The organism is Streptomyces iconiensis (assembly GCF_028657195.3).
In the GTDB taxonomy this organism is placed as follows: Bacteria; Actinomycetota; Actinomycetes; order Streptomycetales; family Streptomycetaceae; genus Streptomyces; species Streptomyces iconiensis.
In genome coordinates, this window is record NZ_JANCPR020000007.1 from 215,902 (window position 1) to 232,774 (window position 16,873).

General features: G+C 70.1%; 16 protein-coding genes and 1 pseudogene. 5 read left to right on the forward strand and 12 right to left on the reverse strand.

Translation table 11 applies throughout. The annotated features are described in order from the left end of the window. Positions 1-19 precede the first annotated feature (19 nt). From NMN56_RS09355 to NMN56_RS09380, 6 genes are all read right to left on the reverse strand, one after another. A complete protein-coding gene (locus tag NMN56_RS09355; RefSeq protein WP_274042466.1) occupies positions 20-901 on the reverse strand; it encodes a carbohydrate ABC transporter permease in 882 nt (293 codons plus the stop codon). Continuing rightward, the gene (locus NMN56_RS09360) at positions 901-1,872 is read right to left on the reverse strand and encodes a carbohydrate ABC transporter permease (RefSeq protein ID WP_430542512.1); all 972 of its coding nucleotides are present in this window, start codon (positions 1,870-1,872) and stop codon (positions 901-903) included. Before NMN56_RS09360 ends, NMN56_RS09355 begins: the two co-directional genes overlap by 1 nt. Beyond that, positions 1,869-3,242: an ABC transporter substrate-binding protein gene (locus NMN56_RS09365; RefSeq protein WP_274042468.1), complete on the reverse strand. Its 1,374-nt coding sequence runs from the start codon at positions 3,240-3,242 to the stop codon at positions 1,869-1,871. The genes NMN56_RS09360 and NMN56_RS09365 overlap by 4 nt, the downstream gene beginning before the upstream one ends. Before the next feature lie 339 nt (positions 3,243-3,581). Next, positions 3,582-4,592: a LacI family DNA-binding transcriptional regulator gene (locus NMN56_RS09370; protein ID WP_274042469.1), complete on the reverse strand. Its 1,011-nt coding sequence runs from the start codon at positions 4,590-4,592 to the stop codon at positions 3,582-3,584. Positions 4,593-5,273: 681 nt separating this feature from the next. Further along, positions 5,274-5,489, reverse strand: a complete 216-nt coding sequence (locus NMN56_RS09375) for a 4-oxalocrotonate tautomerase family protein (protein WP_274042470.1) — start codon at positions 5,487-5,489, stop codon at positions 5,274-5,276. A 74-nt stretch (positions 5,490-5,563) separates the two neighbouring features. Further along, positions 5,564-6,346, reverse strand: coding sequence for an SDR family oxidoreductase (locus tag NMN56_RS09380; protein ID WP_274042471.1), 783 nt, complete (start codon positions 6,344-6,346; stop codon positions 5,564-5,566). Between the two features lie 356 nt (positions 6,347-6,702). Here NMN56_RS09380 and NMN56_RS09385 point away from each other — a divergent pair, with 356 nt between their 5' ends. After that, positions 6,703-7,620, forward strand: a complete 918-nt coding sequence (locus NMN56_RS09385) for a helix-turn-helix transcriptional regulator (RefSeq protein ID WP_274042472.1) — start codon at positions 6,703-6,705, stop codon at positions 7,618-7,620. Between the two features lie 93 nt (positions 7,621-7,713). Here NMN56_RS09385 and NMN56_RS09390 read toward each other — a convergent pair whose 3' ends face one another. Then, positions 7,714-8,955: an alpha/beta hydrolase family protein gene (locus NMN56_RS09390; RefSeq protein WP_274042473.1), complete on the reverse strand. Its 1,242-nt coding sequence runs from the start codon at positions 8,953-8,955 to the stop codon at positions 7,714-7,716. A gap of 103 nt (positions 8,956-9,058) precedes the next feature. On the opposite strand from NMN56_RS09390, the gene NMN56_RS09395 reads away from it, so the two are divergent. Next, positions 9,059-9,652: a TetR/AcrR family transcriptional regulator gene (locus NMN56_RS09395; protein WP_274042475.1), complete on the forward strand. Its 594-nt coding sequence runs from the start codon at positions 9,059-9,061 to the stop codon at positions 9,650-9,652. Between the two features lie 213 nt (positions 9,653-9,865). Here the strand turns inward: NMN56_RS09395 and NMN56_RS09400 are convergent, their stop codons facing one another. Continuing rightward, a complete protein-coding gene (locus NMN56_RS09400; RefSeq protein WP_274042476.1) occupies positions 9,866-10,576 on the reverse strand; it encodes an alpha/beta hydrolase in 711 nt (236 codons plus the stop codon). A gap of 95 nt (positions 10,577-10,671) precedes the next feature. Beyond that, positions 10,672-12,267: an MFS transporter gene (locus NMN56_RS09405; RefSeq protein ID WP_274042477.1), complete on the reverse strand. Its 1,596-nt coding sequence runs from the start codon at positions 12,265-12,267 to the stop codon at positions 10,672-10,674. A gap of 181 nt (positions 12,268-12,448) precedes the next feature. On the opposite strand from NMN56_RS09405, the gene NMN56_RS09410 reads away from it, so the two are divergent. From NMN56_RS09410 to NMN56_RS09420, 3 genes and pseudogenes are all read left to right on the forward strand, one after another. Further along, entirely contained in the window at positions 12,449-13,468 is a 1,020-nt protein-coding gene (locus NMN56_RS09410; RefSeq protein ID WP_274042478.1) for an Lrp/AsnC family transcriptional regulator, read from the forward strand. Between the two features lie 112 nt (positions 13,469-13,580). After that, positions 13,581-13,751: a 50S ribosomal protein L32 gene (gene rpmF / locus NMN56_RS09415; RefSeq protein WP_274042479.1), complete on the forward strand. Its 171-nt coding sequence runs from the start codon at positions 13,581-13,583 to the stop codon at positions 13,749-13,751. A 5-nt stretch (positions 13,752-13,756) separates the two neighbouring features. Next, positions 13,757-13,941, forward strand: a pseudogene (locus NMN56_RS09420) (GTP-binding protein); the annotation flags it as partial. A gap of 839 nt (positions 13,942-14,780) precedes the next feature. On the opposite strand, the gene NMN56_RS09425 reads toward NMN56_RS09420, so the two are convergent. The 3 genes from NMN56_RS09425 to NMN56_RS09435 all read right to left on the reverse strand — a co-directional run bounded on the left by NMN56_RS09425 (position 14,781) and on the right by NMN56_RS09435 (position 16,863). After that, a complete protein-coding gene (locus tag NMN56_RS09425) occupies positions 14,781-15,113 on the reverse strand; it encodes an NIPSNAP family protein (RefSeq protein WP_274042480.1) in 333 nt (110 codons plus the stop codon). A gap of 86 nt (positions 15,114-15,199) precedes the next feature. Then, positions 15,200-15,580 carry a MerR family transcriptional regulator gene (locus NMN56_RS09430; RefSeq protein ID WP_274042645.1) on the reverse strand — a complete coding sequence of 127 codons (381 nt, stop codon included), beginning with the start codon at positions 15,578-15,580 and terminating at the stop codon, positions 15,200-15,202. Positions 15,581-15,663: 83 nt separating this feature from the next. Further along, on the reverse strand, positions 15,664-16,863 hold the full coding sequence (locus NMN56_RS09435) for a GTP-binding protein (protein ID WP_274042481.1): 1,200 nt from the start codon (positions 16,861-16,863) through the stop codon (positions 15,664-15,666). Positions 16,864-16,873: the final 10 nt, after the last annotated feature.

Here is a 16,873-nt window from a genome sequence, read left to right on the forward strand (position 1 = left end):
GGTCGAACAGCCGGACGGGTCAGCCCTTGAGGCTGCCCGCGCCGAGACCGGCGACGATCTGCCGCTGGAAGACCAGGAACAGCGCGATCAGCGGCAGCGAGGCCATCACGAGGCCCGCGACCAGGCTGTTGAGCGGGGTGTCCTGGGCGACGCGCTGGAGGAACACGCTCAGCGGTTGCCTCGCCGGATCGGGCAGCACCAGCAGCGGCCAGAGGAAGTCCTTCCACGCGGTGACGACCGAGAGGATCGACACCACGGCGAGGATCGGCCGGGAGAGGGGCAGCACGATCCGCCACATCGTGCCGAACGGTCCCGCGCCGTCGATCCGCGCGGCGTCCAGGAGTTCGTCGGGGACGCGGTCGAAGAAGTTCTTGAGGATGTAGATGTTGAAGGCGTTGGCCGCAGCGGGCAGCCAGACCGCGCTGGGGCTGTTTATCAGGTTCCGGTTGATCAGCGGAACGTCGACCACGGTGAGGTAGACCGGCACCAGCAGCGCGGTGGCGGGCATCATCAGGGTGACCAGCATCAGTCCCAGCACCACGTTCCCGAACCTGGGCCGCAGCTTGGACAGCGCGTAGGCGGCGGGCACCTGCACAGCGAGCTGGATCAGCCAGGCGCCGCCCGCCAGCAGCACCGTGTTGAGGAAGTAGCGGGTCAGGTCCATCTCGCGCCAGGCACGGGCGTAGTTCTCCGGGTGCCACTCCGAGGGGACGTACGTCGGCGGGTTCTGCGCCAGCTCGGTGGGTGACTTCATCGCGCCCGTCGCCGCCCAGTACAGCGGCACGAGGAAGGCGACCGTGAACAGCGCCAGCGCCAGGGCCAGCACCGACCAGTAGATCAGCCTCCCCTTGCGGGTGCGCAGTACGGCGGGGCGTACGAGCGTGCGGGTCGAGGCGGCCATCAGTCCTCCTTCGCGCTACGGGTGGCGCGCAGATAGAGCGCTGAGAACGCGGCGAGAACGAGGAGAAGCAGCAGGCTGAGCGCGCTCGCCGTGCCGAAGTCGTTGTAGACGAAGGCGTAGCGGTAGACGAGGAACATCACGGTGACCGTGGAGTCCTCCGGCCCGCCGCCCGTCATCACATAGGGCTCGGTGAACACCTGCATCGTCGCGACGATCTGCAGCAGCATCAGGACCAGCAGGACGAACCTGGTCTGCGGGACCGTGACATGGCGCAGCCGCTGCCACAGGTTCGCGCCGTCCAGCTCGGCGGCCTCGTACAGCTCACCGGGGATGGTCTGCAGCGCGGCCAGATAGATCAGCGTGGCGGTGCCCATGTTGGCCCAGGTGGAGACGATCACCAGGGAGACCAGTGAGGTGGCGGAGGAGTCCAGCCACTGGGAGGTCGGCAGATGGAGGCCACGCAGGACCTCGTTGAGCAGCCCGGGCCCCGGGTCGTAGAACCACTTCCACATCAGCGCGACCACGACAGGCGGCAGCATCACCGGCAGATAGACCAGGATCCGGAAGTACGCGCGGGCGTGCCGGAACTCGTTGAGCAGCACCGCGGTAAGGAACGGCACGAAGAAGCCCAGCACCAGCGCGTACGCGGTGAACAGCGCGGTGTTGCGCCATGCCGTCGCCAGCAGCGGATCCCCGAACAGCTTCTCGAAGTTGGCCAGGCCGGCCCAGGTGCTGCCGGTGGCGAAGTTGACGTGCTGGAAGCTCAGCAGCACATTGCGGATGATCGGCCACCACGAGAACAGAGCGAAGAGCAGTACGGCGGCGCACAGGAACCCGTATGCCGTCAGGTGCTCGCGCACGGAACGCCGGCGGCGTGCGGCACGCCGCTCCCGCGCCGCCGCGGCCGGCGGCGCGGGCACCGGCTCCTCCGGCCTGTCCGGCTTCTTGAGCGGGAGTGCGGTGGTCATCAGGACGCGCTGTAGAGCTGGTTGACCTTCTTCTCGGCCGTGGCGAGAAGCGCGTCGATGTCGGCGTCCTTCTTGGTGAGGACCGCCTGCATCGCGTTGTCGAGCGCGGCATAGACCTGCTGCGCCTCGGGGGGTTCGGTCATACCGGGTATACGGGGCGCCGCGTCCATGAAGGACTGGTAGTTGGAGACGGGGACGTTGGCTTTCTCGCGCTTGGCCTTCTCCACCCGGTCGCGGACGGAGCCCTTCCAGATGTCCGGAGTGGGCGGCATGGGCAGCCCGATGGGCAGCTTCGCCTTCAGGGTGTCCTGGATGCTCCGCTCGACGAGATCCGGGTTGAGGAACTTCCACTGGAGCCACTTGACCCCCGCCTTGACCTTCGCCGGCGGGGCCTTGGGATTGATCATGTAGCCCTCGCCGCCGATCAGCGTCGCCTTGGCGTCGGGTACGGGCGCGAAGCCGTAGTCCCGGTACTTGCCGCCGAACTGTTTGGCGATGACGGTGATGTTGTCGGCTGCCGAGACATACATCCCGAGCTTGCCGCTGCCCATCATCCGCTGGACGTCCTCGGCCTGGAGCAGCTGCTTGCTGCCCATCGAGTCGTCCTTCCAGCGCATGTCGTGCAGGTCTTGGAGGGTGGCCTTGCCTGCCGCCGAGTTGAACGCGGCCTTCCACTTCCCGTCCTGTTCGGTGGCCATCCGGCCGCCACGCGAGAACAGCTCGGCTGTGAAGTGCCAGCCGCCCTGGTTGTTCTTGGAGAAGTCGGCGTATCCGGCGGTGTTGTCGCCGAGCTTCGCGATCTTCTTCGCCGCCGCGCGTACGTCGGCCCACGTACGCGGCGGCTCGTCGGGGTCGAGGCCCGCCTTCTTGAACAGCGTGCGGTTGTAGAGCAGTCCCATCGAGTAGTTGGCGGTCGGCAGGCCGTACTGGCGGCCCTGCCCGTCCTGGAACACCTTCATCAGCTCGTCCTGCACGTCGTCGCGGTGCGGCATCTCCTTGACGTGGTCGGTGATGTCGGCCGCCTGCTTCTTCTCGATCAGACCGCGGGTGTCGGTGAAGTAGACGTAGAAGACGTCCTCCAACTTTCCGCCCGCCAGCTTGGCGTTGAACGTCTTCGGGTCCATGAAGCCCTCGTGCGGTACCACGTCGATGTCAGGGTTGGCCTTCTCGAACTGCTTCACATGCTTGTCGAAGAGCTTGCGCTCGAACGCCTGCGTAGTGGGCGGCTGCCCGTTGACGTCGAGCTTCACCTTGCCGCCCTCCGCACCGTCGGCGCCGTTGCCTTCGCTGCTCGTGCCGCAGGCGGCGAGGGCGGTCAGAGAGACGACGGTGGCGGTGGCGAGTGCGAGGGAACGGCTTCTCGTGGAGGACATCGGTAACCCCTCTTGGCGGGAACGACGCGGGAGCGTGCGATGGCGCACACTCAAGCACCGGCGTCAGAAGAGCGCAATATACCGAGCAGAACTTGCAAATGATTGACAGCTGATTCCGCCCCCTCCCGCCTACCCGAAGAGGGCGTGCCCCGAGAGAACGTGCCCCGAGAGAACGGGCCCGAAGGGGCGCGGGGAACTGCGCGAGCAACCACGGACAGGCCGCAGCCGCACAACGACCGCGCCGCCCAGGGCCGGGCGGCGCAACACGGCTCGGGCGGTGAGACCGTGCGTCGCAAAGCCCAGCGGCCTCTCGCGAGGTGAGGGACCCGTCGAGGCGGCCTATCGCGAGATGAGAGGGCCCGTCGAGCCCCGTACGACCAGCTCGGGCTCGAACATGATCTCGTCGCGGACCACTTCCTTGCCGTCGATCTGCGCGGTCAGCAGCTGGATCGCGGCGCGGCCCATCGCGTCGATCGGCTGTCGCACGGTGGACAGCGGCGGGTCCGTGACGGTCATCAGCGGCGAGTCGTCGTACCCCACGACCGATACGTCCTCAGGGACCCGCAACCCCCGCCGGCGCGCGGCCCGTATGGCGCCCAGCGCGATGATGTCGCTGGCGCAGACGATGCCGGTCACCCCGGCGTCCAGGAGGCGGGAGGCCGCAGCGTGGCCGCCCTCCATCGAGTACATGCCCCGCACCACGCGCTCCTCCGGCAACTCGGCGCCGGCCGCCCGCGCGACGGCCTGACCGGCGGCCAGTTTGCGCCGCGAGGGCATGTGGTCGGACGGGCCGAGCGCCAGGCCGATCCGCTCGTGCCCGAGCGAGGTGAGGTGACGCCACGCCTGCTCAACGGCGACCGCGTCGTCGGTGGAGACACAGGGGAAATCGAGCCCCGCGATAGGGGCGTTGACCAGCACCACCGGCAGGTTCCTGTCGTGCAGCAGCCGGTAGTGGTCGTGCGGCGCGTCGTCCTGCGCGTACAGCCCGCCCGCGAACACCACGCCGGACACCTGCTGTTGGAGCAACAGGTCCACGTAGTCCGTCTCCTGGATGCCGCCCGGCGTCTGGGTGCACAGCACGGGGGTCAGCCCGCGCTGCGCGAGGGCGCCGCCGACGACCTCGGCGAAGGCCGGGAAAATCGGGTTCGACAGTTCGGGGAGCACGAGCCCGATGAGCTTGCCGCGCTCCCCGCGCAGTTGGGTCGGCCGCTCGTAACCGAGCACGTCCAGCGCGGTGAGCACCGCCTGCCGCGTCCCCTCCGAGACCCCTGGCTTACCGTTCAGCACCCGGCTGACGGTCGCCTCGGAGACGCCCACCTTCTTCGCTACCTGCGCAAGTCGTCGCGTCATACACGCAATAATAGCGCAAGCGATGCAAGCCACTTGCGCTGTCCATGCGGCCGGCATCGTGGAGCTGCGGCGACATACGGCGGCAGCGGCGGCTACGGCCGGGCGACTGCGTCAAGGGCGGCATCATGTTTCCGGTACCGAAGGGGCATCGGGCCGAGCGGGCGATCTACGCCCCAGAGGGCACAGAGCCCGCCGAGTGGCAGATCCCCAAACGGTAGGTGTGCTGCGGAAGCGCGGCGGCGGTGCAAGGCGTCGATAGGCACCTCGTCCCACCACCGGCCCTGGCACTCGCCCACCGCCGGAGACAGAGGCTGGCCGGCTTGCTGCGCCTCGACAGTTGTGTGAATCGGGGCCTCAACGCTGGAGGAGGGGGGCCCCGACTCCCATGGAAGCGGAAACCGGCGAACGTGCCAGCTCACACCCCGCTCTATACCCCCGTACGACTCGGTGTCGGCACCACCCGGCGAGCCCACGCACAGGAGGGCCTGCCCGTGTCGCACGTACTGGTGCAGGGGCGCCACCGTCGCGCGGCGAACCGTATCCGTGTGCCCGAAGTCGGCGATGGAGGCAACGGCGTGGGCTCGGGTAGGCCAGGCGGTTTTCACTGCCAACGGCCGGAAGTCCGGGGACGGGCTTCGTTCGACACCCGCCCCCGGACACGGCGCGTACTCCCGACAAGGGTCAAGCGTCGGGTGATTGCTCAAGCATGGCGAGGGTCAGGACGTTGCCGCCGATGCCCCAGCCGCCGTCGGGGACCTCTTCGACGAGGACCATGGTGTTGGCGCGGGCCCGTTCTCCGTAGATGTCGACGTACAGCTCGGTGGCGCGGGTGACGATCTCCTCCTTCTGCTTCTCGTCGAGGCTGCCTGCGGGGACCTTGAAGTTGGCGAAGGGCATGGTGTCTCTCTATTCGTGAGGAGTTACAGGAGAAGTGGCCGCAGTAAGCGGGTTGTTCGGGCCGTTCGGGGCGGTCAGATGATGCCGCCGTTGGCGCGGAGAACCTGGCCGTTGACCCAGTGGCCGGCGGGTGAGGCGAGGAAGGCGACGACATCGGCGATGTCGGCGGGGGTGCCGAGCCGTTCCAGTGGGGGCTGGGCTGCCAGGCGGGCGATGGTCTCCTCGTCCTTGCCTTCGAGGAACAGATCGGTGCCCGTCGGCCCCGGCGCCACGGTGTTGACGGTGACGTTCCGGCCCCGCAGCTCACGCGCGAGGATCATGGTGAGAGCCTCGACGGCACCCTTGCTGGCTGCGTAGGCGCCGTAGCTGGGGAAAGCCAGGCCCACCACGGAGGTGGAGAAAGTGATCACCGCCCCACCGTCGCGGATCTTCCGCGCCGACTGCTGCGCGACGACGAAACTCCCGCGGATGTTCGTGCGGTGGACCGCGTCCAGTTCCGTCAGGTCGAGGTCGGCGACGGGGGACAGATACATGCGGCCGGCCGCATGGACGACGACATCGACGCCGCCGAACTCGGAAGCCGCGGCGTCGAACAGTGCGGCCACCTGCTCCTCGTCCGCGACATCGGCCTGAACGGCGAGCGCCTGGCCACCGGCGTCGGTGACGTCCTTGACGGCGCCTTCGGCCAGGTCGCGGTTGCCCGCGTAACCGGCCACGACAGCGAATCCGTCGGCGGCCAGTCTGCTCACCGCCGCGCGGCCGATACCGCGTGAGCCGCCGGTGACAACTGCGACCCGTGGCCGGTCCGCCTGGTCGCCGGGCCGGGCACGACCGGACATGGCTTCTTGATGGGGCATGGTTCCTCCTCGGATGCGGGATGCGGGATGCGGATGGACAGGGACGAGGGGCGAAGGGTGGGGGACGAGGGACACCGAATATCGGATCCGGGATACGTGTCCTCGGATTCCGTATACGAAGTACCGGATACGACCCCACATCGCTCGCGCCGCGGAGCACGTGGCGCGTCGTCGACGTCGACGGGCAGCGATCACGCCGGCAGCGCTGCCGGCGACGGCAGCGACGACGTTGACGGCGCCGCCGCCCCGCTCGCCTCTCCAAGATGACCCGGGGTCTCCACGCCAGCCAGGGCTGTCCCTACCCGGGGGTTGCCGGCCCCTGGCTCCTGGCGCCCATGCGAGTGACCATGGGGAACGTGAACCATTCCGAGCTCGCCGCGTTCCTGAAGTCCCGACGCGACCGCATCCGCCCGTCCGACGTCGGCCTGCCCGCAGGCCCACGGCGCCGGGTGCCTGGGCTGCGGCGCGAGGAGGTCTCTCATCTGGCGGGCCTGTCGGCCGACTACTACACCGAGCTGGAACGCGGTCGCGGCGCCCAGCCCTCGGCGCAGGTGCTGGCCGCGCTGGCCCGGGCGCTCCGTCTGGACGGCGACGAGCGCGACCACCTGTTCCATCTCGCGGACCGGCGCGTGCCCCCGGCGGCACACGGCCCGACCGCGCACGTCCAGCCGGGCCTGTTCGGCCTGCTGGACCAGCTGACCGGCACGCCGGCCCAGGTCATCACCGACCTGCACGAAATCCTCGTCCAGAATCCGCTGGCCGCTGCGCTCGTCGGGCCGCCCCATGCGGTGCGCGGCCCCGAGGCGAGCTTCGTCCACCGCTGGTTCACCGACCCGGCCTCCCGCGCCCTCTACCCGGTCGAGGACCACCCCCATCACTCGCGGGTCTTCGTCGCGGACCTCCAGGCCGTGGCCGCCCGGCGCGGCGGTGATCCCGAGGTGAGCCGGATGGTGGCCGGGCTGCGGCGGCGCAGCCAGGAGTTCGCCGACCTGTGGGACACCCGCGATGTCGCCCTCCGGAGGAGCGACCGCAAGCGCATCGTGCATGCCACGCTGGGCGTCATCGAACTGGACTGCCACAGCCTGTTCAGCGAGGACGGGCGCCAGCGCCTGCTGTGGTTCAGCGCCCCGCCCGGTACCGAGGGCGCCGCCCAGCTCGAACTGCTCTCCGTCATCGGTACCCAGGACATGTCACCCGGCGCCGACCGGGCCGGTGCCGCCGCCGGTGAACGCACCGACCCGGACCGGATGTCCCACCCCTCGGGGACTGACTGACCATTCAGGGACAGCCCTCTGAGGGACCGGACCTCTCAGGGACCCGCCTCCCAGGGACCCGCCCCCCACGGCACCCCGAGACCGAGTGACCTCTCAGGACCTGACTGACCCCGCGGAGGCGGCAGCCCCCATCGTCTCGTCCAGCCAGTCGTATACGCGCGCGAAGGCCAGGCGCTGGGCCCCGGCCTGGCAGTGCGCCGCTGCTCCCTGCTCGGCGGTGAACTCCAGCAGCTTCTTGGGGCAGTTGAGGTGCGCGTAGAGCAGTTCGGGCTGGCCGGCGAAGAAGCCGTCGTCGGCGCCGGCGCAGACCAGGGTCGGGCAGGTGATCTTCTCGGCTATGCCCTCGCGCACGTGGTAGTCGAGGTAGGCGGCGCCGAAAGCCCGCGGGGACTCGGCGCCCATGACGTACATGCCCTGCTGCATGGCCCACCGCACCATGGGGCTGGCAGCCATGGCCTCCTCAAGTACGGCGTCCAGCTCGGGGTCGTGGTCGGCGCGCAGTCGCCGTTCGGCCTCGGCCCGGTCACCGGGGACGGGGGAGGTGGTGATGGTGCCCAGGTCGTAGATGCCGTCGAAGGCGATGAGGGCGGCGACGCGGTGGTCGAAGGCCGCTGCGCGCGGTGCCAGTACGCCGCCCATGCTGTTGCCGAGCAGGGCGATCCGGGCCGGGTCCACTTCGGGAAGGGTCAGCGCGTGGTCGAGTACGGGGCCGACGACCGACTCCCAGTCGGGGCGGAACAGCAGGCCCTGGTGGTGGCGCGTGCCCGGCTGGCCGGGTCCGTCGAAGGACAGGACGTTGTAGCCGCGCTCGACCGCCGCGGCTGCGCCGACGAAGTGCATCTCCTCTGCCGAGCCGTCGAACCCGTTGAACATGACCACCGTCGGGCGCGGGGTGCCCGAATCGTCGACCCGGTAGAGGTAGCCGGGGAGGGTGGTGTTCTCGTACGGGATCGCGATCGGCTCGATGGGCGGTGTGAACAGCCCCGCTGCCTCGCGGAAGCAGGCGACGGAGGCGTCGTAGGCGTGCAGGATGCGGGGGTCGGTGGCGTCGCCGTGCAGGAAGAACTCGGCGTTGCGGTAGTAGTTCGAGGCACGCAGGAAGGCGTCCCTGGCGCTGATCCGGTGCCCGTGGGTCAGGGCCGTACGCCCCTCGTCGGCCACCCGGTCGGCTGTGGCCAGCCACTCGTCGTGCCAGCTGTCGTAGTCCCCCGCCTTGATGCGCTGGGTGGTCACCACGGTCTCGCCGAAGTCGGCGCCTCCGTAGGTGATGTGTCCGAAGGTCCGCAGTGTCTCGAACCAGAACTGGGGGTCGTCGGGGAAGAAAACGGGCTCCATGGTCACTCCTAAAGCAGCTCAGATCTGCGTTTACGTGGGGAACGGTAAACCGGTGGGAACGGCAAACGCAAGTCTGGACTGCGTTAAGAGGTAGGGTGGGGGCATGAAGGAAGAGCAAGAGCGGGCCCGCAGGCCGGGCGGTCGCAGCGCCCGTGTCAGAACGGCCGTACACCAGGCCGTATCCGCACTGGTCGCCGAGCGCGGATACGGAAACTTCACCGTCGGCGACGTCGCGGCTCGTGCGGGTGTGGCCGATACGAGCATCTACCGCCGCTGGGGCACCCTCGAAGCCCTGACCAAGGATGTGGCTCTCGCCGGGTTGACCGCGCAGTCCCCGATCCCCGACACCGGAAGCCTGGAGGGCGACCTGCGTGCCTACGCGGCCCATGTCGCCCGTGACATCACGGGACCCGAAGGCCCCGCGGTGCTGCGCCTGGTCATCGCCCTGTCCACGGCCGGCGAGGACGGCATGCGGGCGCGCGACGACTTCCTCGCCGAGCGCACACGCCAGATGGAGGTCATGCTCGACCGGGCCCGCGCCCGGGACGAACCAACGCCTGATGTGCTGGCCGTGGTCGACCACGTACTGGCTCCGATGTACATCCGCTCCCTGTTCGGAGCCGAGTCCCTCACCCCCGGCTACGTCGACGACCTGGTCGACCACGTGCTGCGCACCCTCACCGGGCCCCGCGCGTAAGCCAGGCACGCAGGCCGGCGGGACTCGTGGCGCGGATCACCGAGCCCGCGTTCGCAGATCACCGGCCCCGCGTTCGCGGATCACCGCGCCCGCGTGCACGGGCGACAGGGCCCGCGTTCACCAGCCACCGGGGCCGCGCGGTTGCGCGGGCCCCGGGGCGTCAACGGGGGCCGTGCGTATGCGAGTTGACGGCGTACCCCGCAGCCCGGGGCGTCAGTTCCCCGTGATGCCGGAGGCGATCCCCCCGAGGAGAGCGGCCAGTTCGGCGGGTGCGGTCAGGAAAGCGGAGTGGCCGGCGTCGAGCCGTTCGACAGCCGAGGCGTGTCCTGACATCTGCTCCTGCAGCGCCGGCGGCATCGCCCGGTCACGGGTGCAGAGCACGTACGTGGAGGGCACGGTCCGCCACGCCGCGCGGGTCACTTGCTGCTGGAACGACCGGTTGCTCTGCCCCACGAGTTGGCCGATGGCGTCCTCGGCCTGGTCGTCGGGCAGCTCCGCGTACAACGCGACGCGGGGGTTGTCGAAGATGGACGGATGGGTGCCGGTGAGGTCTTCGTCCTCGGGTGTGGGTGCGCCGTGGATGCTGTTGAGCGACTCACCCTCGGCCGGCATGTAGGCCGAGAGGTAGACGAGATGGGCGAGGTTCCCTTGGTCCGTCGGCAGCTGCGTGGCCGGGAGGCCGGCGTAGGAGTGCGCGACGAGCACCACGGGCCCGTCCATCTGCCGCAGGTGCGCGGCTATTTCCTCCGCGTCGTCGTACATGCCGGCCGCCGGCGTGCCCTGCGGGCCCGTGCTGGGCAGCGCGACCGTGCGGGACCGGTGGCCGTTCGCGGCGAGGAGGTCCCGCAGGGCGTTCCAGCACGTGGGCCGGTGCCAGGCGCCGTGGACGAGGAGGAACGAAGCGCGTGCTGCGGGGCTGGACATGGTGCGGCTCCAGGGGGTGACGAAGCGGACGGTGACGCGGGACGGGGGCGCTGCGGTGCGCGGGCCACGCAGCACTTGCCCCCGTACCGGCCGGTTCACGCGGTCGAGGACACCGGTTCCTGCGGGGTGGGCGCCGACGAGGGTGCCTTGCCCTCGCCCCCGGGTGTGCCCCCGGCTGCCGGCTGCTTGGGCGGACGTACCAGTACCAGGACGAGCAGCCCGCCGAGCGCCGCCGCGAGGGCCGACAGCAGGAAGACGAGGTCGAGACCCGCGGCGAACGCCTGGTGCACCGCATGGCGTGCCTCGTCGCGGTGCGCGAGCGGTGCCGCTTCCGTCAACTGCCGTGCCTGGCCGGCCGCCAGCGCGGAAGCGCCGCCTTCGGGGTCAGGCACCGTTCCCGACGCGGCGAGCGCGGTGGCCGTCCGGTCGGTGAAGACGGCGCCGAGTACGGCGATCGCCAGGGTCATGCCCAGCTGACGGAAGGTGTTGACCGCTCCGCCCGCCATCCCGGCGCGCTGCGGCGGCACGGTGGCCGTGGCGGCCGAGACGAGTACGGGCGTGGCCAGGCCCACACCGATCCCGGCGACCACCAGGCCCAGCGCGAGCGATGCCCGTCCCGCTTCGGCCGTCATCGCCGCGCGCAGCAACAGCATTCCGGCCGCGACGAACAGGAGCCCGATGCCGATCGGCAGGCGCGGCGCCAGCCGCTGGATGTGCCGCCCCGCCAGGGCGGCCACGAGGAACGAGGCACCGGCCAACGGTGCCAGGGCGAGACCGGCGGCGACAGGGCCGAGGTCCAGCACGGACTGGAGCCACAGCGAGACCAGCACGAGGCTGCCGAAGGCGCCGCCCTGGAGCAGCAGCGCACCACTCATCAGACCGGCGAACGACGGGCGCCGCAGCAGCGCCAGATCCAGCATCGGGCTGCCGCCGCGCCGCGCCGTACGGTGCTCGATCACCACGAACGCCGTGAGCGCCACAACGGTGACGGCGAAGGATCCCAGGATCGTCGGCGAGCCCCAGCCCGCCTCCCCGCCACGGATGAGCCCGTAGGTGAGCGAGCCCGCGGCGACGGTGAACGTCGCGGCTCCTGACAGGTCGATACGGGCCGGTGCGCCGGAGCCGGCCGGGCTGCCGGGCCTGTCGGCCCGTACCACCCGCAGCGTCATGGCGGCGGCGACGGCCGCGATGGGCAGGTTGACCCAGAAGATGGCCTGCCAGCTGAGGTGTTCGGTGAGCAGGCCACCGAACAGGGGGCCGGCAGCGGCGGCGGCCCCGTTGGTGGCGCCCCAGATGCCGAAGGCGGTGCCCCGGTCCCTGCCCTGGTAGGAGGAGAGCAGCAGCGCGGGGGCCGTGGCGAACATGGCGGCGCCCCCGGCACCCTGCACCACGCGGGCCACGACCAGTACCTCGGCCGAGGGCGCCAGGCCGCACAGCAGGGAGGCCAGCGCGAATACGCCCAGGCCGTAGAGGTAGAGCCGCCGAGGGCCGAAGCGGTCGGCGAGGGAACCCGAGAGCAGCAGGAGCGCCGCGAGCGCGAGCGCGTAACCGTCGATCACCCACTGCAGCGAGGTGAAGGAGGCATGAAGGCCGTCGCCCATGCTGGGCAGCGCCACATTCACAATGGTCACGTCCACCAGCAGGATGAAGGCGCCCAGGCAGACGGCCACGAGTGGCCACCACTTACGCATGTGTGGTTCTCCGTTCGAATCGAGCGTGCTGTACGGGACCGCGACAGGAACCGGTCCCGGGCTCCGCGACCTGGACCCTGGTGAAGGACCGGTGCGGTTTCCTTGAGTGAGTCTGGATACGGCTCAGGCGTTTTCCTGAGCCAGGGTGCTCCACCTGCTCGAATCCGACAGAATCAAGCCCATGAAGACGTATCTCGACACCACCCCTCCTGTGTGCCGCGAGCTGTCGGAGGAGGACATGGCGCTCGTGCACGCCCTCCAGGTCAACGGGCGGGCCTCGTTCCGGGAGATCGCCGACGCCCTCGGGGTGTCCGACCAGACCGCCGCGCGCCGGTGGACGCGGCTGCGTTCAGCGGGGAAGCTGCGGGTCCTGGGCCTGACCGACGCCCTACGGCTGGGGGACTCCCTGTGGATCGTCCGCACCAGGTGCACGCCTGACGCGGCCCGCTCGCTGGGGGAGGCGATGGCACGGCGTACGGACACGACCTGGGTCAACCTCACCGCCGGCGGCACCGAGATCACCTGCTCCGTGCGGACCCGGGGTCCCGGCCAGGAGGAGGCGCTGCTGCTGCAGAAGCTGCCGCGTACACCGCAGGTGGTGGACGTGTCGGCGCACTGCGTCCTGCACATCTTCTTCGGCCGGGACCTCGGCCTGATCAACAAGCGCGGCCCCCTGACTCCCGCGCAGGTCGCCGAGCTGGCCTTCCCGGCCGCGCCCGGGCCGGCGGCCGACGCCGCACCCCCGATGGCGCTGGACGAGGGGGACAGGCACCTGCTCGACCTGCTGGCCAGGGACGGCAGGGCGGCCCCCGGCGAGCTGGCCGCCGCGACCGGTCTTTCCACGTCGACCGTGCGCCGCCGTATCACCGACCTCAGGACGGACGGCGTCCTGTACTTCGACGTCGAGTACCACCCGGACGTGCTGCAACAGGAGTTCCGCGCTGCCCTGTGGCTGGAGATCGACCCCGCGCGCCTCGCCGAGGCGGGCGCCGCGCTCGCCACGCATCCCGGGGTGGCCTTCGCCGCCGCCACGACCGGTACGACCAACCTCTTCGCCAGCGTCGACGTCCCCACCGCGCAGCGCTTCTACCAGTACCTCACCGAGTCGGTCGCGGCCCTTCCCGGCCTGCGCCGCACGGCGACCGCGCCCCTGCACCGCACCCTGAAGGGCCCCGGCCCCTACCTCCCGGTCAGGACCTGAAGCCCGCCGCCGACCGCGCGGAGTGGGGCGGTCCGCACAGGCGCGGCCAGGTTTTGAAAACGAATCCCACATTCATGTAGTCTCGCCGCGAACCGACACGAGGAGGACCGCCATGGCCGTGCCCAAGCGGAAGATGTCCCGGAGCAACACACGGCACCGGCGTGCCCAATGGAAGGCGCAGGTGCCGCCGTTGGTGCCGGTCACGGTCGACGGCGAGACCCGCCTGATACCGAGAAGGCTCGCGAAGGCGTACGAGCGCGGGCTGCTGGGACCGCAGAGCTGAGCGACGTGCGGCCGGACCGGCTGCCCGTGACCGTACTGTCCGGCTTCCTGGGCGCGGGCAGGACAACGCTGCTGAACCATGTCTTCGCCCACCGCGAGGGGTTGCGCGTCGCGGTGATCGTCAACGACATGGGCGAGGTCAACATCGACGCCTCCTTGTGCACGGCGGCGAGGCCGCTCTGTCCGCCACGCATGGGCATGGCGTCCCGTGCGCGCTGCGTGGTTGACGGTCGCCGTCAGCACGGGGTGCTCGGCCGCGAACCACGCCATGGCCCGGTCGTGCGTCGCGAACTCCTCGGGACTCGTGCCGTCTTCCGCGGCGGCAGGTCGGAGTGCGTCGCGGTGCGGGTGCAGGAGCCGGTCGGCTGCGCAGGCGGTGTGCGTGTAGTGGTCGAGTACGCGGGTGAGTGCCGCGTCCGCTTCGCCGGCGGGCGCGTCGGTCTCCGCCAGTTCGAGGGCGTACGCACGCAGCAGGTCATGACAGGTGAAGCGGCCGGGGGCGCGTTCCTGGACGAGGTGGTGTGCCTGGAGACGGCGCAGCCGCGTACGGAGCCCGGCGAGCGGCAGGGCCGTGAGGCTGACGGCGGCGGACAGGCCGATGTCGGCGCCGGGCGCCTGGGCGAGCTGCCGGAACACCCGCGCCGAATCGGCGTCGAGAGCACGGTAGGACGAGGCGAAGACGGCGCGTACATCGCTGGCGTCCTCGCCTGTGTCCAGGGCGTCGAGCCGGGTCGCCGTGGAGCGCAGTTCGTCCGCCAGCGCGGTCAGAGTGAGCACCGGGTTCGTGGTGAGGCGGGCGGCGAGCACGCTGATGGCCAGCGGGAGCCCGGCGCAGTGGTGGAGGAACTCGGCGGCTGCCGCGGGCTCGGCGGCGAGCCGGTCGGCGCCGATACGGCGGACGAGCAGGTCGCGCCCTTCGGCGCCGTCGAGGGTGTCCAGGTCGGCCTGTTGCTTCCGCACCGACCGTTGAATTCGCCATCGAGGGCTGGTCTGCCCTCGTACGACGGGGCGGAGTAGCGCGTGGAAATCCTCACGCGGTGGTCGGGCTCTCCGCGAAGGCAAGTGACCCGAGAAATCGGGTCTGTTCGTGTTCCACTGTGGCGTCCAGCTCACCCATTGCTTCCAGAGCACGCGGATCGCCGAACGTCATGGCACGAAGTGCGCGTTCCAAATGTCCCTGGTCCTCGATCTCCCACAGGTTGAATGCCTCGTACAGCGGTCCGACCTGCGTCACCGTGCCCGCAATGAGCGTGATGCCCTGAGATTCGAAGAGTTCGCGGACTGTCACCATGGCGGCCTCGTAGCGTGCCAGGTTCGCGAAACCGTACTTGAGCTGGAGCTGCGCCAGCATGTAGCTGCTCAACTGTCCGCCTTTTCTGTACCGGCCCTCTTCTTCTGTCCGGGGCCAATGCCTGGAAGGTAGACGTTCACACTGGTGTGAAGGGCAAGTCAGTTGTTGCTGGTCACCGCGTTCAGTACGGCTTCCAGGCCGGTCAGCTTGGCTTGCAGTTCTTCCGCCTCAACGGAGAGTTCGGCGTGCCGTGTGCGCAACAGAGCCTCGATCCGGGGCGCTGAGCCGGGAAGTTTCCACTCCTGGACCACTGTGCGGATCAGGTCGCTCGGCAGGCCCGCGCCGTACAAACGCTGGATGAAACTGACGCAGCTGGCGTCCCTGGCCTCGTACTGGCGATGCCCCGCGGCGTTGCGTGCGGGGAGCAGGAGTCCTTGCTCCTCGTAATACCGCAGTGACCGCGTGCTCACTTGGCATAGGTGAGCGAGTTCACTGATCTTCAAGCCGCCCTCTGTTCTCCATCGACTCGACCTTGACATCAATGTATAGGTTTCACGTCCCGGCCGGCTCTTCACCTTCTCGCTCTCGTCGACCCGGACGAAGTTCCTCACGCCCGGCAGTCTCAACGTGGCTCGTTGCTGAAGAACGGGTCGTCGGCGGGGCCCCAGTGCTCGCGGCCCCGTGAGAGTTCGTCGTCGGTGAGCAGGGTCTCGTGGAACGCCTCGCGGATGCGCCGCGGGTCGAGGTCGACACCGGTCAGGGTGATCTCGTTGCGGCGCTCGCCGTAGTAGTCGTCCCAGTACCAGGAGGCGAGGGTCCGCCGCTGTGCGGAGACGGCCTCCCACGCCGAGCCCGCCCCGTCCTCCAGCCAGGGGCCCGCCTCGCGCAGCTCCAGGTGCGCCCCCGCCGAACGCCATGTCACCACGGAATCCGGGCGGTTGGACAGCCACAGGTGCCCGTGCCCGCGCACGACGCCGAGCATGACGACGGAGAGCGCGTCGGCCAGTCGGCCCGGGTGGACGGGCCGCCGGGTGCGCCACAGTACGGAGTCCACGCCCGCGCCGGCCCCGGGCGCCGTGTGCGGTACGCCCACCGGGTCCAGCCGGGCACGCCAGCCGTCCCGGCCGGTGTGGTGGGCCGGGCGGAAGAGCGCGGAGGGCAGCCCCTCGCCCGGCTCACGCTCAGGTCCCGGCCCGCCGGACAGCACCAGGCACGCCGCCGCCTGGTTGAGGTGACGTACGAGGGTGGCGACCCCGCTCGTCAGCGTGGCGTGCCGGCCTGCCGGGTCGGTGAGCACCAGCGCGTCGGCGGTCTCCACCTGGCGGGCCGCCGCCTCGGCCCGCGTCATGGGCGCACAGCGGTCCCAGCCCGACCACTTGCGTACGGCGGTGTGGACACAGCCCAAGTCGGCCAGGAACACGGCCGGTTCGATGCCCGCCAGAAGCGGACCCGCGACGTAATGCCGGCTCAGCGCGCCGTTGCCGGGCGTCTCACGCCACAGCTCCGTCAGGAACGGCAGCGTGTCCAGCTCGTCGGTCAGCGCGAGTACCACGTGCGGGCGCCGCGAGGTGCGTGCGACCGCGAGCAGGTCCTGGCGGACGATCACGGCCGGAGCGCCCGTGGCGCCCTGGTCAACGGCCACGGACAGGCGGGGATCGGTGTTGGACAGGAAGCGTTGGACGACGGGGTATCCGTCGCCTTCGCCGTGCAGCGAGACCGACAGGACCACCGCTCCGGGAGAGGCGTTCAGTACGTGGTCGACCAACGCCCCTCTGGTGTGGGGAGCGTTGCCGGTCACCACGCTCAACAGGGTCTTCGTCACGCTCTCTCCG